The sequence below is a fragment of the Vibrio sp. S234-5 genome (assembly GCF_000960595.1).
GTDB lineage: Bacteria > Pseudomonadota > Gammaproteobacteria > Enterobacterales > Vibrionaceae > Vibrio.
On record NZ_JZAM01000066.1, the window covers coordinates 24,733 to 43,233 of the forward strand.

An 18,501-nucleotide genomic window follows, 5' to 3' on the forward strand; every position below is an offset into this window, starting at 1 on the left:
CACTAGTGACGCAAACAATTTCGTACAACATTACATAACAGATTTAACGACAGACAGATGAACTTTGCCGCTCAAATTAACTCTCTAATTATCCTCATTATCGTGGTCCTGATTAGCACCGCGCGGGGTAGAGTGGGCGCAAAATAACCACAAGATTTTAAAAACCCCCGCACTGAAAAGTCCGGGGGTTTTTTTACAGCCATGGGTTGGCGAAGTTCTAAACTGAATACAACAAATTTTACAGTTCAGAAATGACGGGAAGTATGGGAGCGCACGCTATGTGCAATAAGTATGGAAATCGCTACCAACCACAAGGTAGCCAAGGGGGCACACGATGACTGGAGCAGAGTTAGTCGTTGCCGCATTAAAACAGCAGGGCATCAAAACCGTTTTCGGCTACCCAGGTGGTGCCATCATGCCAATTTACGATGCCCTATACGATGGCGGAGTAGAACACATTCTTTGCCGACATGAACAAGGTGCGGCGATGGCAGCGATTGGTATGGCGCGAGCCACGCAAGATGTGGCGGTGTGTATGGCCACATCCGGCCCCGGCGCAACCAACCTAGTGACTGGTTTGGCGGATGCCTTCCTGGATTCAGTGCCGCTGGTGGCCATCACAGGGCAAGTCGCCAGTTCACATATCGGCACCGACGCTTTCCAAGAGATGGATGTGATTGGTATGTCGCTATCCTGTACTAAACACAGTTACTTAGTGACCGATATCAACGAACTGGCCCCAACCTTGGCGGAAGCCTTTGAAGTAGCCAAAACCGGACGACCGGGCCCAGTGATTGTCGATATCGCCAAAGACGTCCAGCTTGCAAAAGCGCCTGTTGAACTGCTTCCTCCTTTTACGCCTCCTGCATTACCCAAAGTCAGCCAAATTGATGTCGCTCGCGCTCAAACACTTCTCGACCAATCCTCTCGCCCAGTGCTGTATGTCGGCGGGGGCGTGCAAATTGGCAAAGCGACCCATGCGGTACGTGAGTTTTTGCGCCTTAACCCAATGCCAGCTGTTAGTACCTTAAAAGGCCTTGGCACCATTGAGCGCCACGACCCTCACTATTTGGGCATGCTTGGCATGCACGGCACCAAAGCAGCCAACCTCGTGGTGCAAGAAGCGGATCTTTTGTTGGTCGTCGGTGCCCGTTTTGATGACCGTGTGACAGGCAAACTGGAGACCTTCGCCCCTCACGCCAAAGTGATCCACATCGATATCGACGCGGCAGAAATCAGTAAATTGCGTCATGCCAATGCGCCGTTACGCGGCGATATCAATGTCATCTTGCCTCAGCTCGAACTGACTCGTGATATTTCCCCTTGGGTTCATCACTGTGAAAGCCTACGCAGCGGTTTTAAGTGGCGCTACGATCATCCGGGCGAGCTTATTTACGCGCCGGGGCTACTCAAACAGCTCTCGGATTTGATGCCCGATAACACCATCGTCTCCACCGACGTGGGCCAACACCAGATGTGGGCAGCGCAGCACATTCAGCCACGCGAACCACAAAACTTCATCACCTCAGCGGGCCTTGGCACCATGGGGTTTGGCTTACCCGCCGCGATGGGCGCCGCGGTTGCAAGACCTGATGCACAATCGGTGCTGATCTCTGGTGATGGTTCAATCATGATGAACATCCAAGAGTTGGGCACGCTGAAGCGCCGCCAGATCCCAGTCAAAATCGTGTTGTTGAACAACCAACGTCTTGGCATGGTGCGTCAATGGCAATCGCTGTTTTTCGACGGTCGTCACAGTGAAACCATCCTAGACGACAACCCTGATTTCGTCATGTTGGCCAAAGCCTTTGATATTCCTGGTAAAACCATTACCAAGAAAGAAGAAGTGGAACCGGCACTCAAAGAGATGTTGGCAAGCAAAACGTCTTACTTGCTGCATGTGTTGATTGATGAAGAAGAGAATGTGTGGCCGCTGGTACCGCCAGGTGCGTCAAACAGTGATATGTTGGAAAACACCTAGGAGAACCCCTGATGGAACGTTATTTATTAGACATCAAAGCCGATGACAAACCGGTGCTGTTAGAGCGTGTTCTCCGTGTTATTCGCCACCGCGGCTTTGTGATTAAGCAAGTCGCTGCAACGCAAAACCATGAGAGCAAGGTCGCCAGTGTCGAGATCATTGTAGATAGCGATCGTCCTATCTCATTTCTCATCAATCAAATTGAAAAATTGTGGGATATTCGTAGTGTTGAGGTGATGAAGATTCGTAACGACGAGCTCCCGAACAACAATCTACAACAACACGTAAGTGCATAAGGAAGGCAATAATGGCAACGAAAACAGCAGATTATATCTGGTTTAATGGCAAGATGGTTCCCTGGGCAGAAGCGAATGTCCACGTTCTGACTCACGCCATGCACTACGGCACCTCGGTGTTTGAAGGGGTTCGCTGTTACAACACGCCAAAAGGGCCGATTGTCTTCCGTCACCAAGAACATGCACAGCGCCTGAAAGATTCAGCCAAGATTTATCGCTTCCCAATCCCCTTTTCGGTGGAAGAGATCATGGAAGCAACGCGCGAAACTCTGCGTCAAAACAAGCTGGATAATGCCTACATTCGCCCACTGGCGTTTGTTGGCAACGTTGGCTTGGGCGTTTGCCCACCAGTGGGAAGCGAAATGGAGTTGATCATTGCCGCCTTCCCTTGGGGCTCTTACTTAGGGGAAGAAGCGTTGGAAAATGGCGTCGATGCCATGGTCTCAAGCTGGAACCGCGCCGCGCCAAATACCATTCCGACCGCCGCGAAAGCAGGCGGCAACTACCTCTCTTCTCTCCTGGTTGGTGGTGAAGCGCGCCGACATGGCTATGCCGAAGGGATTGCATTGAGTGTTGATGGTTACCTTTCAGAAGGCGCCGGTGAAAACATTTTTGTGATCAAAAATGGCGTCATCACAACACCACCAGCGACTGCGGCAATTCTACCCGGCATCACCCGCGATTCCATCATGACGCTGGCGCGTGAGATGGGTTATGAAGTGCGTGAAGCCAACATCGCCCGTGAAGCCCTCTACTTGGCAGACGAAGTGTTTATGACGGGTACGGCCGCCGAAGTCGTTCCGGTGCGTAGCGTCGATCAAATTCAAGTGGGCGCAGGTAAACGCGGCCCAATCACCAAAGCCGTTCAAGAAGCGTACTTTGGTTTATTCAATGGCACCACGGAAGATAAGTGGGGCTGGTTAGATTACGTGTACCCAGAGAAGAAGTAGGGAGACAACAGAATGCCTAAATACAGATCAGCCACCACCACTCATGGTCGCAACATGGCCGGTGCACGCGCACTCTGGCGTGCCACAGGCGTAAAAGATGAAGACTTCGGTAAACCGATTATTGCCGTAGTCAACTCCTTCACCCAGTTCGTACCGGGCCACGTACACCTGAAAGACCTTGGTCAATTGGTGGCGAGAGAAATTGAAGCCGCAGGCGGCATTGCCAAAGAATTCAACACCATCGCGGTGGATGATGGTATCGCCATGGGTCACGGCGGCATGCTTTATTCACTGCCTTCTCGTGAATTGATTGCTGACTCGGTGGAGTACATGGTCAACGCGCACTGTGCTGATGCCATGGTGTGTATCTCCAACTGTGACAAAATCACCCCGGGAATGCTGATGGCGTCAATGCGCCTTAATATCCCAGTGATCTTTGTCTCGGGCGGGCCAATGGAAGCGGGCAAAACCAAGCTGTCGGATCAGATCATCAAGCTGGATCTGGTCGATGCGATGATCCAAGGCGCGGATCCTAAAGTCTCCGATGAGCAGAGCGAACAGATCGAGCGCAGCGCGTGCCCGACCTGTGGATCTTGCTCGGGGATGTTCACCGCCAACTCAATGAACTGCCTTACCGAAGCACTTGGCCTTTCCCAGCCCGGCAACGGCTCCTTGCTTGCAACGCATGCCGATCGCAAACAGCTGTTTTTGAGCGCTGGCCAACGCATCGTTGAACTGACCAAGCGTTATTACGAACAAGATGACGAAAGCGCACTGCCACGCAACATTGCCAACAAAGCGGCGTTTGAAAATGCGGTGGCACTGGATATCGCCATGGGCGGGTCCACCAACACGGTGTTGCACCTACTGGCCGCAGCGCAAGAAGGTGAAATCGACTTCGACATGAGCGACATCGACCGCATGTCACGCATCGTACCGCATCTGTGTAAAGTGGCGCCATCAACCCAGAAATACCACATGGAAGATGTGCACCGCGCAGGTGGCGTGGTCGGTATTTTGGGTGAACTTGACCGCGCAGGTTTGCTGCACAATCAATCCAAAACCGTACTTGGCCTGACTTGGCAAGAGCAGCTTGCCCAGTACGATATCATGCTCACCGATTCGGAAGAGGTGAAACGCTTCTACCGCGCAGGTCCTGCGGGCATTCGCACCACTCAAGCGTTCTCGCAAGAGTGCCGCTGGGATACTTTGGATGACGATCGCGCGCAAGGCTGCATTCGCACCAAAGAAAACGCCTTTAGCCAAGATGGCGGCCTCGCGGTGCTCAAAGGCAACATCGCGCTCGATGGTTGTATCGTAAAAACCGCGGGCGTGGATGAGAGCATTCTAAAATTCACTGGCCCTGCGATTGTATTTGAAAGCCAAGAAGACGCGGTGGAAGGCATTTTGGGTGGCAAAGTCAAAGCCGGCGATGTGGTGGTGATTCGCTACGAAGGCCCGAAAGGCGGCCCTGGCATGCAAGAGATGCTCTACCCCACCACCTATCTGAAATCGATGGGCCTTGGCAAAGCATGTGCACTACTGACCGACGGGCGTTTCTCTGGTGGTACATCGGGGCTTTCCATCGGTCACGCCTCACCTGAAGCAGCCAACGGTGGAGCAATTGGTTTGGTCCAAAATGGCGATTTGATTGCTATCGACATTCCCAACCGCACCATTTCGCTGGAAATTTCTGAGCAAGAAATGGCGGAACGCCGCGCTAAACAAGATGCGCTCGGCTGGAAACCTGTCTCTCGCCAGCGTGAAGTCTCCCTTGCACTCAAAGCGTACGCGAGCATGGCAACCAGCGCAGATAAAGGCGCGGTAAGAGACAAGTCAAAGCTTGAGGGCTAAGCGATGTCATTAACCCAACAAACTGGCGCAGATTATCTGCGCCAGATATTGCGCGCTCCGGTCTACGAAATTGCCATGGTCACTCCGCTGCAAACCATGCCACGTTTATCTGCGCGCATTGGTAACCAGGTGCAAATCAAACGGGAAGATCGCCAGCCGGTGCATTCGTTTAAATTGCGTGGTGCTTACAATATGGTGGCCAATCTGTCGCAAGCACAGAAAGATGCGGGGGTGATTGCCGCCTCAGCCGGCAACCATGCACAAGGCATGGCGCTCTCTGGCACACGACTAGGCATTGAAACCACCATCGTAATGCCTCGTACCACACCAGACATTAAAGTCGACGCGGTGCGCAGTTTCGGAGGCAAGGTGGTGCTGCATGGCAGCAACTTCGATGAAGCCAAAGCCGAAGCGGAGCGTCTTTCGCAAGAGAAAGGCTACACCTTTGTTCCGCCCTTCGATCATCCTTTGGTGATTGCTGGGCAAGGCACCATCGGCATGGAAATGCTGCAGCAAAACGGCCACCTCGACCACATTTTCGTCCCTGTTGGGGGCGGCGGTTTAGCCGCAGGTGTGGCAGTGTTGGTCAAGCAACTGATGCCGGAAATCAAAGTGATTGCCGTTGAGCCCGAAGATTCCGCTTGCCTCAAAGCCGCGCTGGATGCCGGTGAGCCCGTGGTGTTGGATCAAGTCAGCATGTTTGCTGATGGTGTGGCGGTCAAACGCATTGGCGATGAAACCTTTCGCCTTTGTCAGCACTACATTGACGATCACATCACCGTTTCCAGTGATGAGATCTGCTCTGCGGTCAAAGATATTTTTGAAGACACTCGTGCGATTGCCGAACCTTCCGGGGCATTGGCGCTGGCGGGGCTGAAAAAGTACGCCGAGAAACACAAGCTCAAAGGGTGTAACTTGGGTACCGTGCTTTCGGGCGCTAACACCAACTTCCACGGTTTGCGTTATGTTTCTGAACGTTGTGAGCTGGGTGAAAAGCGCGAAGGCTTGCTGGCGGTGACCATTCCAGAGCGCAAAGGGGCGTTTTTTGAGTTCTGTCATTTGATTGGTGGACGTGCGGTAACGGAGTTTAATTACCGTTACAACGACGACTCTCTGGCCAATATTTTTGTCGGCGTTCGCCTGCAAAACGGCCAAGAGGAACTCGATGGCATCATTCGCGACTTGCGCGAGGGTGGCTACCCAGTGGTCGACCTTTCTGAGGATGAAATGGCCAAACTGCACGTACGCTACATGATTGGCGGAAAACCGTCCAAACCACTCAAAGAGCGCTTATACAGCTTTGAGTTTCCAGAATACCCAGGCGCGCTACTTAAGTTCCTTAGCACACTGGGCACACACTGGAACATTAGCCTGTTTAACTACCGCAACCATGGGGCCGATTATGGCCGCGTACTGTGTGGTTTTGAGCTTGATGAGCGTGATTTGTCTCGCTTTTCGGCACATTTACGCGAACTTGGCTACCAATGCAAAGATGTCACGGATAACCCATCCTACCGTTTCTTTCTTTCATAACGCTGTTAAAAACGCCCTGTCATACAGGGCGTTTTGTTTCGCTCAGCAACCAATCTTGATGCAGTTGATATGAGTTTCCTAAGTAGTCCACCATCCACTGAATCAACTTGTGGTTGTCATCTTTTCGCCATACCAAACAACATTGACTCAGCGGTTTATCGTCCGGTAGCACCTTCTCCACCAGCACACCGTCGTTAATCAGCGGCATGGCAATATGACGCGGCATATAACCGACCCCAACGCCATTTTTTAAACACTCGATGGCACTGTACCAGTTGGGCAACAACAAACGACGCTGCTGCGGATAATGCCCAGTATGGCGCTTGGGTAGCACACTAGAGGTATCATCCAAGCAGATCGCGGGAAACTGACTGACAAACGCTTCTGTCAGCACTTGCTGACGCACGCAAGGATGCGCTGGAGACATAACAAAAGCCCAATCCAATCGTCCCATATCGCGCACTTCAAAATCGCCCCCAACAGGAATGGCGGAGGTGGCTCCGATGACGATATCCGCACGCCCTTGGGCAATCGCCTCCCAAGAGCCATTGAACACTTCCATATTGATTTGCAGCTCGGCAAAATCAAATTCGCGGTAGAAATCCTCGACCAAAGGTTTGAGCTTGTCGAGCTTGACCACGTTATCCAGCGTCAATTTGAGCGTGGATTGCCAACCTTGCGCCGCGCGCCGTGTCTGCGATTTCACTTCTTCCATCTGCCTTAGCAACATTCGCGCTTCCGCGATGAACAGCTCACCTGCAGGGGTCAATTCGACTTTTCTCGGTAAGCGGCGAAACAACAACACGCCCAGTTCTTGTTCCACCTGACGCACACCATAGCTGATAGCCGAAGGTACTTTGTGCAGCACCTCAGCGGCGGCAGTAAAACTGCCTAAACGAGCGACGGTATTCAACATTTCTAGCGATGATTTTGAAAACACAGACTACCCTTCAAAAATTTCGATTGATAACTATAAATTTTAGCGTTTTATTTTATCAAAAGCGAAAAATAGAATAGCAGGGTATATAAATCAGGGTTGGCGCCAACTGATCACAAAACATTTTTAGTGAAAAAAATTGAATGGAATAACCATGAACATTTCAAAAATCCAGCTTGTGTATCTTGCAGCCCTCTCGATGCTCGGCTTTGTCGCAACAGACATGTACCTCCCCGCCTTTAAAGCAATGGAAATCGACTTTATGACTGGGCCAGAACAGATCGCACTCTCGTTAACGGTCTTCTTGGTCGGCATGGCAGTCGGTCAACTGCTTTGGGGCCTTGCCTCTGATAAATTTGGCCACCGTAATACCTTGGCAGTTGGCCTCGCTCTGTTTACGCTGGCCTCATTTGGCTTGGCATTCAGTGATCAAGTCTGGCAGCTGCTCAGCTTGCGTTTTGTGCAAGCGATCGGCGTGTGCGCGCCTGCAGTCATCTGGCAAGCCATGGTCATCAAACGTTACTCCAGCAGCAGCCAACAAATTTTTGCTACCATTATGCCGCTGGTGGCGCTTTCTCCTGCGCTCGCGCCTCAACTGGGCGTGGTGCTAGCAGATAGTTTTGGCTGGCACAGTATTTTTGTCGCGTTAACCGTACTGGGATTGGTCTTGGTTGCGGCGACCATGGCACAGCCGAGTGTCGCCAATGAGTCAAAGCAAAGCAGTGTAAAAGCGGATATCAAACAGCTACTCAGCTCAAAAACCTATTTGGGCAACGTGCTGATGTTCGCCACCGCGTCTGCCGCTTTCTTTGCTTACCTGACTGGGATGCCTGAAATCATGGCGCAGCTTGGCTACGATGCCAAAGATATCGGCATGAGCTTTGTGCCGCAAACCATCGCGTTTATGGTGGGGGGATACTTAGGTAAAGTTGGCGTGCGTAAATTTGGTGATGAAAAAGTCCTGCGTCAACTGATTGGTCTGTTTAGCGTCGCCACACTGCTGATTTTCATCGCATCACAATGGCAGTTAACCTCTATTTGGCCAATCTTAGCGCCATTCTGTTTGATTGCCGTGGCCAATGGTGCGCTCTATCCTATCGTGGTCAACCGTGCACTTGCCAGTGCTAAGCAGAGCCCGGCGACCGCGGCGGGTTTGCAAAACAGCTTGCAAATCACCGTCAGTAGCTTGTCGAGTGCCTTGGTTGCAGCGCTTGCCAGCCAAGCGCAAGCGGTTACCGGTATCGCGATCATTCTGGTTATGGGTGGGTTATGGGATATCCAATCGTGAACTGTCAAAACATTTCACCACGCCTGACAACGCACGCGTAGTCAGCGACGAGTAACGCCTTTTGAAAAAATCGCCGCTCTATTGAGCGGCGATACTTTTGTTATTTCTGCTTTACAGGACGCTGCCAGCCAGCAATTTTACGTTCTTTAACGCGAGTAATCACTAACTCACCTTCAGCAACATCTTTGGTTAACGTGGTACCAGCGCCAATGGTTGCGCCATCGGCAATCGTCACTGGAGCCACCAGTTGGCTATCTGAGCCAACAAACACGTCATTACCAATGATGGTTTTAAACTTGTTCGCGCCATCGTAGTTACAGGTGATGGTTCCCGCGCCAATGTTAGTACGCTGGCCAATTTCTGCATCGCCAAGATAGGTTAGATGGTTCGCTTTCGATCCTTCACCAATACGCGCATTTTTTACTTCAACGAAGTTACCCACATGCGAGTCATTGCGCATTTCCGCGCCAGGGCGAAGACGGGTAAACGGACCCACGGTGCACTGCTCACCAACGGTAGCACCTTCAATCACACTGTACGGACGAATGATGGTGTTGTCGTCGATTTCACAATCTTTCAGTACGCAACCCGCGCCGATCACCACGTTATCACCTAAAGAGACGTTACCTTCAATGATCACGTTCACATCGATCTCACAGTCCATACCGCATTGCAGCTCACCACGCAGATCAAAACGCGCAGGATCACGCAACATCACACCTTGCTCAAGCAGTTTTTTCGCTTGCATGGATTGGAAAGCACGCTCTAGGCGAGCCAGTTGAATGCGGTCATTCACGCCTTCCACTTCAATCGGATTGACCGGATGCACCGCTTCCACCGCATTGCCTTCGTCGTGCGCCGCCGCAATCACATCGGTCAGATAGTATTCACCTTGAGCGTTGTTGCAATTGAGTCCTGATAACCAACGTTTCAAGTCACTTCCTGTCGCAACCATCACCCCTGTGTTGATCTCTTTGATCAGTTTCTGCTCTTCATTGGCATCTTTCTGCTCAACGATCGCCACAACAGGACCATTTTTACGCACAATACGGCCATAACCGGTTGGGTTATCCAGCACTACAGTTAAAAGAGCAATACCGCCTTTGGGCTGTGCATCCAACAAGCTTTCAATCGTTTCGGAAGAGATGAGCGGTACATCGCCGTACAGAACCAAGATTTTTTCGTCATCTTGGAACTGCGCTGACGCTTGATCGACCGCATGCCCCGTCCCTAGCTGCTCAGCCTGTAATACCCAATTAACTGACTCATCAGCCAGTGCCGCTTGCATTTGATCGCCGCCATGGCCGTACACCAAATGAATATTTTGCGCGCCAAGACCAGTGCAAGTGTCTATCACATGTTTGACCATCGGTTTACCCGCTAACGAGTGCAATACCTTGGGCATATTGGAATACATACGGGTACCTTTACCCGCCGCGAGAATTACCGCACTAAATTTCATTGTTCTAACCTATGACGTTGACAAAAATATTGGCGCTTATTTTACCCAGCTAATTGATATTAGTTAACTTGATGATAAAAATTTCTGATAAAAAATAAGCAAAAAGGCGGTCAATATGACCGCCTTTATCACTACTAAAACACCGCTAAAATTAACGACGTTTCTTTGTCAGCTCGATTACACGAAGCTGAGCAATGGCTTTAGCCAGTTCACTGGCCGCTTGTGCGAAGTCCATATCGCCATGCTGGCTGAGAATATTCTCTTTAGCACGACGTTTCGCTTCTTCTGCCTTCGCTGCGTCTAGCTCTTCACCACGAATCGCTGTATCAGCCAGCACGGTTGCCGTGCCAGGCTGAACTTCAACGATACCACCAGAGACATAAATGAACTCTTCGTGGCCGTGTTGCTTCACAATACGCACCATACCAGGCTTGATAGCGGTCAGCAGCGGTGTGTGGCCATGGAAAATACCCAGCTCACCTTCGCTACCGGTCACCTGAAAGGTTTCAACACGACCAGAGAAGATTTTCTTCTCCGCGCTCACCACATCCAGATGAAAGGTTATTGCTGCCATATCGCCTCCTAGTTAGCCTTATAGCTTCTTCGCATTCTCGATAGCATCGTCAATCGTACCGCAGTACATAAACGCTTGCTCTGGAATGTCATCGTATTCACCAGCTAGCAGACCTTTGAAGCCACGTAGAGTCTCTTTTAGAGATACGTAAACACCTGGGTCACCTGTAAATACTTCCGCTACGTGGTAAGGCTGAGTTAAGAAACGCTCAATCTTACGAGCACGTGCAACCACTTGCTTGTCCGATTCAGACAGTTCATCCATACCTAGGATTGCGATGATGTCTTTCAGCTCTTTGTAGCGCTGAAGTGTCTGTTGAACACCACGCGCTGTGTCGTAGTGGTCTTGACCAACAACCAGTGGATCTAGCTGACGAGACGTCGAATCTAGTGGGTCGATCGCTGGGTACAGACCCATTGCTGCGATGTTACGGTTAAGTACAACCGTTGCATCTAAGTGCGCGAACGTGGTTGCTGGAGACGGGTCAGTCAAGTCATCCGCAGGTACATATACCGCCTGTACAGAGGTGATAGAACCTTGTTTGGTTGACGTGATACGCTCCTGCAGTACGCCCATCTCTTCTGCTAGCGTTGGCTGGTAGCCTACCGCAGATGGCATACGACCTAGTAGTGCAGATACTTCTGTACCAGCTAGTGTGTAGCGGTAGATGTTGTCAACGAACAGTAGAACGTCACGACCTTCGTCACGGAAACGCTCTGCCATTGTCAAACCAGTCAGTGCAACGCGTAGACGGTTGCCCGGTGGCTCGTTCATCTGACCGTAAACCATCGCTACTTTCGATTCTTCTGGTTTCTCGATGTTTACAACGCCCGCTTCCTGCATTTCGTGGTAGAAGTCGTTACCCTCACGAGTACGCTCACCAACACCAGCAAATACAGACAGACCTGAGTGTTGCAGTGCGATGTTGTTGATAAGTTCCATCATGTTAACGGTCTTACCTACACCTGCACCACCGAATAGACCGATCTTACCACCCTTAGCGAATGGACAGATTAGGTCGATTACTTTAACGCCCGTTTCCAGCAGCTCAGTTGCGTTTGACTGCTCTTCGTAGCTAGGCGCTGGGCGGTGAATTGAGTACAGCTCTTCTGCACCGATTTCACCACGCTCGTCAATCGCATCACCAAGTACGTTCATGATACGACCTAGGGTCTTAGTACCTACTGGTACTGAAATTGGAGCACCAGTATTTACCACTTCTACTCCACGACGTAAACCATCAGAGCTACCCATCACGATACAACGAACTACGCCACCGCCTAGCTGTTGCTGAACTTCAAGAACGAGACGCTCTTTTGAGTCCTTAACGTTAAGAGCATCATATACGCTTGGTACTGCGCTCTGTGGGAACTCTACGTCGACTACCGCACCGATGATCTGTACGATCTTACCTGTAGCCATCGTTAATCCTCTAAACTGTTTCGTTTAACCTAAGCTTAAACCGCCGCTGCACCACCAACGATTTCCGACAGTTCTTGTGTGATCGCCGCCTGACGGGCTTTGTTGTACACAAGTTCTAAATCTTCAATCAGGTTAGTCGCGTTATCGGTTGCAGCCTTCATCGCAATCATTCGAGCCGCTTGCTCACAAGCAAGGTTCTCAACCACACCTTGGTAAACCTGAGACTCTACGTAACGCACCAACAGGGCATCAAGCAGAGGTTTTGGTTCAGGCTCATAGATGTAGTCCCATGAGTGCTGACGCTGCATCTCTTCGCTGTTCGATTTAGGCAAAGGTAGCAATTGATCGATCGTTGGTTGCTGAACCATGGTGTTAACGAATTTGTTCGATACCACAAACAAACGGTCCAGTTCACCTTCATCATATTTCTTCAACATGACACTGACTGAGCCGATCAAGTCTTCAAGGCTCGGGCTATCGCCCAAACCAGATACCTGAGCCGCTACTTTAGCGCCGCTGTTCTTAAAGAAAGCCGTTGCTTTCGAACCAACCAGAGCCAGTTCGACGTCAGCGCCTTTCTCTTTCCACGCTTGCATGTCTGTGAGGGATTTTTTGAACACGTTGATGTTCAAGCCGCCACACAGACCGCGGTCGGTGGAAACGATGATGTAACCAACACGCTTGGCTTCACGCTCTTCTAGATACGGATGACGATATTCTAGACTCGCGTTTGCCACATGACCGATCACTTTACGCATTGTTTCCGCGTATGGACGAGAAGCTTCCATGGCGTCTTGAGAACGACGCATTTTTGAAGCTGCTACCATTTCCATCGCTTTCGTAATCTTCTGAGTGCTTTTAACACTACCGATTTTACTACGTATCTCTTTTGCGCCGGCCATCGTTACTCTCCATTAGTTGGTGGCAGCCACTGCCACCGACTTATTACCAAGTTTGGGTTGCTTTAAAATCGTCAACCAGTTTCTTGAACTGAGCTTCGATTTCATCGTTGTAAGCACCCGTCTTGTCGATCTGCGCTGCTAGTTCAGCGTATTGACCGCGAGCATACGATAGTAGAGCCGCTTCGAAATCCAGCACTTTATTCAGTGCTACATCACTTAGATAGCCGCGCTCTGCCGCAAAGATAGTTAACGCTTGGTCAAAAACTGACATCGGAGCATATTGCTTCTGCTTCATCAGTTCAGTGACTTTTTGACCGTGGTTCAACTGTCTCTTAGTCGCTTCATCAAGATCCGAAGAGAACTGAGCGAACGCCGCCAATTCACGGTAAGCCGCTAGCGCGGTACGGATACCACCTGATAGCTTCTTGATGATTTTCGTCTGAGCAGAACCACCTACACGAGATACTGAAATACCTGGGTCAACCGCTGGGCGGACACCCGCGTTGAACAGTTCAGTTTGCAGGAAGATCTGACCGTCAGTAATCGAGATTACGTTAGTCGGTACGAATGCAGAAACGTCACCAGCTTGAGTTTCGATGATAGGAAGAGCAGTCAGAGAACCGGTCTTACCTTTCACTTCACCCTTAGTAAAACGCTCTACGTAGTCTGCGTTTACACGAGCAGCACGCTCTAGTAGACGAGAGTGGAGATAGAATACGTCACCTGGGAATGCTTCACGGCCTGGTGGGCGCTTCAGAAGTAGAGAGATCTGACGGTAAGCAACAGCTTGCTTAGAAAGATCATCATAAACAATCAACGCATCTTCACCACGATCACGGAAGTATTCACCCATTGCACAACCTGCATATGGCGCCAGGTATTGCAGTGCAGCAGATTCAGACGCTGAAGCCACCACCACAATGGTGTTTTTCAGAGCACCGTGCTCTTCCAGTTTACGTACTACGTTAGCGATAGTAGAAGCTTTCTGACCAATCGCGACGTAGATAGAGAAGATACCAGAGTTTTTCTGGTTGATGATTGCGTCGATCGCCATGGCTGTTTTACCAGTTTGACGGTCACCGATGATAAGTTCACGCTGACCACGACCGATTGGGATCATGGAGTCAACTGACTTATAACCAGTTTGTACAGGTTGATCAACCGATTGACGGTCGATTACACCCGGTGCAATCACTTCAACAGGAGAAGTCAATTTGGCTTCAATTGGACCTTTACCGTCAATTGGCTCACCCAGTGTGTTCACTACGCGACCAAGCAGTTCTGGACCGACTGGCACTTCAAGAATGCGACCAGTACCTGTTACTTTCATGCCTTCCTTAAGGTCAGCATAGGGGCCCATGACTACCGCACCAACCGAGTCACGCTCAAGGTTAAGTGCTAGTGCATAACGGCCACCCGGTAATTCAATCATTTCACCTTGCATCACGTCCGCTAGGCCGTGAATGCGAATAATACCATCGCTTACCGATACGATAGTACCTTCATTACGAGCTTCACTAACAACGTTGAATGATTCAATACGCTGCTTGATTAGATCGCTGATTTCCGTGGAATTAAGTTGCATGCTCCAATCCCCATTAAGACTGCAATGCATCGCTCAGGCGGTTCAAACGACCACGTGCTGAGTTGTCGATGACTAAGTCTCCGGCTCGAATAATCACCCCACCAAGTAGGGCCTCATCTATACTGCAATTCAGCTTCACTTTGCGTTCAAGACGCAGCTCAAGTTTGCTGCTGATATTTGCAATTTGTTCATCAGAAAGTTCTGTTGCAGAAATCACGTCTACATCAATCTCTTTCTCATACTCTTTTTTCAGAGCAAAGAACTGCTTACAAACATCAGGAAGGGCCTTTAACCGACCATTCTCAGCCATCACCTTCAGAAGGTTATGACCATATTCATCCACTTGTTCGCCGCAAATCGCTACAAATAGCTCCGTCAGCTTTTCGGCTGACATTGAACCAGTTAACAGTTCACTAATTTGTTCGTTCTTGGCAACTTCCGCAGCGAAAGACAACATTTGACCCCATTGGTCCAGTTGGCCTTTTTCTACGGCAAAGTCGAATGCTGCTTTAGCATAGGGGCGTGCGATTGTAGTCAAATCAGACATAAGCGCCCCCAAACTTAAAGTTTTGCAGTAATGTTATCGAGAATATCTTTGTGCGCATCTTTATCGATGGAACGCTCAAGGATTTTCTCTGCACCAGCGACAGCCAGAGTTGCAACTTGTTTGCGCAGTTCATCGCGGGCACGGTTACGCTCTGCGTCGATTTCTGCTTCCGCTTGCGCAAGGATCTTACGGCGTTCAGCCTGTGCATCCTCGCGAGCTTCATCAATAATCTGCGCTTTACGTTTGTTGGCCTGATCGATGATCTCAGTTGCTGTGCGCTTTGCTTCTTTCATTTGAGAAGAAGCATTAGCTTGCGCTAGATCCAAGTCTTTCGCAGCACGTTCCGCTGCTTGCAGACCGTCAGCAATTTTCTTCTGACGCTCTTCAATCGCTTGCATGATTGGTGGCCATACGTATTTCATACAGAACCACACAAAGAGTGCAAACGAGAATGCTTGACCTAGCAGAGTTGCGTTAATATTCACAACAGCTACCCCTCTATTCGAGTTAGTGTTAATCAAAGACAAGCTGACGCTTGTCGTTCAAAACCGATGATTAACCAGCTAGTTGACCTACGAATGGGTTTGCGAACGTGAATAGAAGTGCGATTACGATACCGATCATTGGAACCGCATCAAGTAGGCCTGCGATGATGAACATCTTAACTTGAAGCATAGGCGCCATTTCTGGTTGACGAGCAGCACCTTCTAGGAATTTACCACCTAGAACAGCGAAGCCTACCGCAGTGCCTAAAGCACACAGGCCAACGATGATTGCTACTGCGATTGCAGAAAAGCTTAGTACAGTTTCCATTACTATCTCCAATTATAGCGATTAACTAAAAGTCTAATAAGAATAAACAAAATTAATGATCACTGTCTTCGTGGGCCATTGACATATAAACAATCGTTAACATCATGAACACGAATGACTGAATCAGGATTACCAGAATATGGAAGATCGCCCATGGTAGTGAGCCCATCCATTGTAGATACCATGGTAGCATTGCCGCACAAAGAATGAATACAACCTCACCCGCGAACATGTTACCAAACAGACGCATACCAAGAGAGAGAGGTTTCGCCAGTAGCGATACCACTTCAATCAGTAGGTTGAATGGGATCATTGTCCAGTGGTTAAATGGATGCAAAGCCAGTTCTTTGGCAAACCCGCCCAGACCTTTCACTTTGATGCTGTAGTAAATCATCAGAGCAAAAACGCCTAGTGCCATAGCCATGGTGATATTCACATCAGCCGACGGAACCACTTTCAAATAAGGGATACCGAGCCAATGCTCTGCCGGGTATGGTAGGAAGTCGATAGGCACAAGGTCCATCAAGTTCATTAAAAATACCCAACAAAAGATAGTCAGTGCTAGAGGTGCAATCAGCGGGTTGCGTCCATGGAATGTGTCTTTGACGTTTGTGGCGACAAATTCTACAACCATTTCTACAGCACACTGAAGCTTACCTGGTACACCGGCTGTTGTTTTGCGCGCCACAGAGTAAAAAATTCCGAGGAAAATTAGACCTGTAAACCACGAAAAAAACAGACTATCGATATGTACGTTCCAGAAACTCGTCTCTTCCGCCACCAGCCCCAACTTGTAAGTTGAAAGGTTGGTAAGGTGGTGAGTGATGTAACCGGAAGCTGTTAGCGCTTCACCTGGCGCAGCCATAACTCATCCTATTTTTTGTTGTTAATGAATAGCGCTGGCGCAAAGATATTAATACCGAGAACCAGCAAATAGGTTAGTTTCAGGGGAACAAGTTCCACCTGCATATACATGTAGGCCACAGAAAATAGCGCTACTGTAATGAGGATCTTCAGCGCTTCACCTGTGTAAAAGGAAATGGCAACGTATTTCGCCGCCCTAGCCCCCACAAACAGGAACGCACAAACAGAAAACACCGCATTAGCCGCAACAAAAATGCTACCGCCTATTAGCGATGAAAACCCCCATTCAGCATTAACAGCCACCGCCATCCCTGCTGCCAGCAAAATAACCGCGCCAGCCTCGATCAATAACAATTGCTTTGCAAGCTCTCGTCCTGGCCTAGCTAACGCAGCTACCATGTATTCGTACCTCTAGTAACTCCCATATCACCTTGTCTTTTTAGGGGTGAGGGAAATTGGCGAAAATTATACGGTGAGTCCAACCGATTGCAATTAAAACGCAGCAAAAACTTACAGTTTTGTTTACAAACCGACAACTTTCGTACAAAAAATGATTTTTTGCATAATTGACCTAAATCAATTATCTCATTTAGCTTTCTAGCTTGGCAATTAGTTGCTCTAATTTGTGAGGCTCATCAAGACTAATTGTCAATTTTGCTTTGCCGTTCATGGATCTCACAATAGAAACCTTAGCACCCAACAGTCGACTCAATTTTTGTGACATTTGTTGTGTTTCTTCATCCTTTGATGGCAATTCTTGCTCAACCTTAGGTGTTAAACACTTTTTCACTAATTGCTCGGTCTGGCGTACGGTCAACAGCTTGCTCGCAACTTGCTGAGCCACTTCAACTTGCTGCTCACCTTCCAAGGCCAACAAGGCTCTGGCATGGCCCATCTCCAGCAGCTTCTGCGAGACAAATTGTTTCACTTCAGGCTCAAGGCTATTCAATCGGAGCAGATTACTCACCGTGGTTCGCGATTTACCAATCACATCCGCCACTTGCTGGTGTGTCAGTGCAAACTCATCTTGTAGCCGTTCTAATGCTTGAGCTTCTTCGATCGCATTGAGATCTTCACGCTGAATATTCTCTATCAATGCCATGGCGATCGCCGCGCGATCTTCGACATTTTTCACCAGACAAGGCACGCGTTTTAGCCCAGCCTGCTTAGCCGCACGCCAACGGCGCTCACCTGCAATAATTTCGAAATGGCCATCATTGAGCGCACGCACCACAATCGGCTGAATAATGCCTTGCGATTGAATGGAGGCTGCCAGTTCCTCCAACGCTTGTGGAGACATCTCTTTACGTGGCTGGTAAATCCCGGGTTGCAGGTGACCAACAGCAATATCGGTCAATTCACCTTCGGCCGACAAACTTTGGCTGTGGGTGGCGATTTGTTGTTTTTCACGAGCTAACGAACTGGTGGACAGCAGAGCATCCAGTCCTTTTCCTAGACCACGCTTAGTCATGGGGACGAATTCCTTCGGTTAA

Annotated in this window: 17 protein-coding genes and 1 pseudogene; 6 read left to right on the forward strand and 12 right to left on the reverse strand. The window is 49.7% G+C overall.

Annotated features, from left to right (window positions below; all coding sequences use genetic code 11):
* Positions 1-334 precede the first annotated feature (334 nt).
* From ilvG to ilvA, 5 genes are read left to right on the forward strand one after another with little or no spacing between them, the layout of a single operon-like run.
* Entirely contained in the window at positions 335-1,981 is a 1,647-nt protein-coding gene (ilvG, locus tag UF06_RS02540) for an acetolactate synthase 2 catalytic subunit (RefSeq protein WP_045569049.1), read from the forward strand.
* An 11-nt stretch (positions 1,982-1,992) separates the two neighbouring features.
* Positions 1,993-2,277, forward strand: a complete 285-nt coding sequence (gene ilvM, locus UF06_RS02545; RefSeq protein WP_039422406.1) for an acetolactate synthase 2 small subunit — start codon at positions 1,993-1,995, stop codon at positions 2,275-2,277.
* Between the two features lie 11 nt (positions 2,278-2,288).
* A complete protein-coding gene (gene ilvE / locus UF06_RS02550) occupies positions 2,289-3,227 on the forward strand; it encodes a branched-chain-amino-acid transaminase (RefSeq protein WP_045569050.1) in 939 nt (312 codons plus the stop codon).
* Between the two features lie 12 nt (positions 3,228-3,239).
* Complete coding sequence (ilvD, locus tag UF06_RS02555) at positions 3,240-5,081, forward strand: dihydroxy-acid dehydratase (protein ID WP_045569051.1); 1,842 nt, start codon at positions 3,240-3,242, stop codon at positions 5,079-5,081.
* Between the two features lie 3 nt (positions 5,082-5,084).
* On the forward strand, positions 5,085-6,614 hold the full coding sequence (ilvA, locus tag UF06_RS02560) for a threonine ammonia-lyase, biosynthetic (RefSeq protein ID WP_045569052.1): 1,530 nt from the start codon (positions 5,085-5,087) through the stop codon (positions 6,612-6,614).
* A gap of 19 nt (positions 6,615-6,633) precedes the next feature.
* Here the strand turns inward: ilvA and punR are convergent, their stop codons facing one another.
* Positions 6,634-7,554, reverse strand: coding sequence for a DNA-binding transcriptional activator PunR (gene punR, locus UF06_RS02565; RefSeq protein ID WP_045569053.1), 921 nt, complete (start codon positions 7,552-7,554; stop codon positions 6,634-6,636).
* A 151-nt stretch (positions 7,555-7,705) separates the two neighbouring features.
* Between punR and punC the strand changes: the two are divergent.
* Positions 7,706-8,894 (forward strand): annotated as a pseudogene (gene punC, locus UF06_RS02570) (purine nucleoside transporter PunC).
* A gap of 45 nt (positions 8,895-8,939) precedes the next feature.
* Here the strand turns inward: punC and glmU are convergent.
* From glmU to UF06_RS02625, 11 genes are all read right to left on the reverse strand, one after another.
* A complete protein-coding gene (gene glmU, locus UF06_RS02575; RefSeq protein WP_045569054.1) occupies positions 8,940-10,301 on the reverse strand; it encodes a bifunctional UDP-N-acetylglucosamine diphosphorylase/glucosamine-1-phosphate N-acetyltransferase GlmU in 1,362 nt (453 codons plus the stop codon).
* A gap of 151 nt (positions 10,302-10,452) precedes the next feature.
* Positions 10,453-10,875 (reverse strand): F0F1 ATP synthase subunit epsilon, encoded by a 423-nt coding sequence (locus tag UF06_RS02580; RefSeq protein ID WP_045569055.1) that lies wholly within the window; start codon positions 10,873-10,875, stop codon positions 10,453-10,455.
* Between the two features lie 18 nt (positions 10,876-10,893).
* Positions 10,894-12,297, reverse strand: a complete 1,404-nt coding sequence (atpD, locus tag UF06_RS02585) for a F0F1 ATP synthase subunit beta (protein ID WP_045569056.1) — start codon at positions 12,295-12,297, stop codon at positions 10,894-10,896.
* 35 nt (positions 12,298-12,332) lie between these two features.
* Complete coding sequence (gene atpG / locus UF06_RS02590; RefSeq protein WP_045569057.1) at positions 12,333-13,199, reverse strand: F0F1 ATP synthase subunit gamma; 867 nt, start codon at positions 13,197-13,199, stop codon at positions 12,333-12,335.
* Between the two features lie 43 nt (positions 13,200-13,242).
* Positions 13,243-14,784, reverse strand: coding sequence for a F0F1 ATP synthase subunit alpha (gene atpA, locus UF06_RS02595; RefSeq protein ID WP_045569058.1), 1,542 nt, complete (start codon positions 14,782-14,784; stop codon positions 13,243-13,245).
* Positions 14,785-14,797: 13 nt separating this feature from the next.
* Positions 14,798-15,331 carry a F0F1 ATP synthase subunit delta gene (gene atpH / locus UF06_RS02600; protein ID WP_045569059.1) on the reverse strand — a complete coding sequence of 178 codons (534 nt, stop codon included), beginning with the start codon at positions 15,329-15,331 and terminating at the stop codon, positions 14,798-14,800.
* Between the two features lie 14 nt (positions 15,332-15,345).
* Entirely contained in the window at positions 15,346-15,816 is a 471-nt protein-coding gene (gene atpF / locus UF06_RS02605; RefSeq protein ID WP_045569060.1) for a F0F1 ATP synthase subunit B, read from the reverse strand.
* A 70-nt stretch (positions 15,817-15,886) separates the two neighbouring features.
* Entirely contained in the window at positions 15,887-16,144 is a 258-nt protein-coding gene (gene atpE / locus UF06_RS02610) for a F0F1 ATP synthase subunit C (protein WP_011079050.1), read from the reverse strand.
* A gap of 52 nt (positions 16,145-16,196) precedes the next feature.
* On the reverse strand, positions 16,197-17,009 hold the full coding sequence (gene atpB / locus UF06_RS02615) for a F0F1 ATP synthase subunit A (RefSeq protein WP_039440860.1): 813 nt from the start codon (positions 17,007-17,009) through the stop codon (positions 16,197-16,199).
* An 8-nt stretch (positions 17,010-17,017) separates the two neighbouring features.
* Complete coding sequence (locus tag UF06_RS02620) at positions 17,018-17,407, reverse strand: F0F1 ATP synthase subunit I (RefSeq protein WP_039422368.1); 390 nt, start codon at positions 17,405-17,407, stop codon at positions 17,018-17,020.
* 190 nt (positions 17,408-17,597) lie between these two features.
* Entirely contained in the window at positions 17,598-18,479 is an 882-nt protein-coding gene (locus UF06_RS02625; RefSeq protein ID WP_045569061.1) for a ParB/RepB/Spo0J family partition protein, read from the reverse strand.
* Positions 18,480-18,501 lie beyond the last annotated feature (22 nt).

Coding starts and splice junctions, on each gene's coding strand:
- atpA (WP_045569058.1), bottom strand. CDS start 14,784: ATGCAACTTAATTCCACGGAAATCAGCGATCTAATCAAGCAGCGTATT.
- ilvG (WP_045569049.1), top strand. CDS start 335: ATGACTGGAGCAGAGTTAGTCGTTGCCGCATTAAAACAGCAGGGCATC.
- ilvD (WP_045569051.1), top strand. CDS start 3,240: ATGCCTAAATACAGATCAGCCACCACCACTCATGGTCGCAACATGGCC.
- UF06_RS02625 (WP_045569061.1), bottom strand. CDS start 18,479: ATGACTAAGCGTGGTCTAGGAAAAGGACTGGATGCTCTGCTGTCCACC.
- ilvA (WP_045569052.1), top strand. CDS start 5,085: ATGTCATTAACCCAACAAACTGGCGCAGATTATCTGCGCCAGATATTG.
- UF06_RS02620 (WP_039422368.1), bottom strand. CDS start 17,407: ATGGTAGCTGCGTTAGCTAGGCCAGGACGAGAGCTTGCAAAGCAATTG.
- UF06_RS02580 (WP_045569055.1), bottom strand. CDS start 10,875: ATGGCAGCAATAACCTTTCATCTGGATGTGGTGAGCGCGGAGAAGAAA.
- atpD (WP_045569056.1), bottom strand. CDS start 12,297: ATGGCTACAGGTAAGATCGTACAGATCATCGGTGCGGTAGTCGACGTA.
- atpH (WP_045569059.1), bottom strand. CDS start 15,331: ATGTCTGATTTGACTACAATCGCACGCCCCTATGCTAAAGCAGCATTC.
- atpG (WP_045569057.1), bottom strand. CDS start 13,199: ATGGCCGGCGCAAAAGAGATACGTAGTAAAATCGGTAGTGTTAAAAGC.
- glmU (WP_045569054.1), bottom strand. CDS start 10,301: ATGAAATTTAGTGCGGTAATTCTCGCGGCGGGTAAAGGTACCCGTATG.
- atpE (WP_011079050.1), bottom strand. CDS start 16,144: ATGGAAACTGTACTAAGCTTTTCTGCAATCGCAGTAGCAATCATCGTT.
- ilvE (WP_045569050.1), top strand. CDS start 2,289: ATGGCAACGAAAACAGCAGATTATATCTGGTTTAATGGCAAGATGGTT.
- ilvM (WP_039422406.1), top strand. CDS start 1,993: ATGGAACGTTATTTATTAGACATCAAAGCCGATGACAAACCGGTGCTG.
- atpB (WP_039440860.1), bottom strand. CDS start 17,009: ATGGCTGCGCCAGGTGAAGCGCTAACAGCTTCCGGTTACATCACTCAC.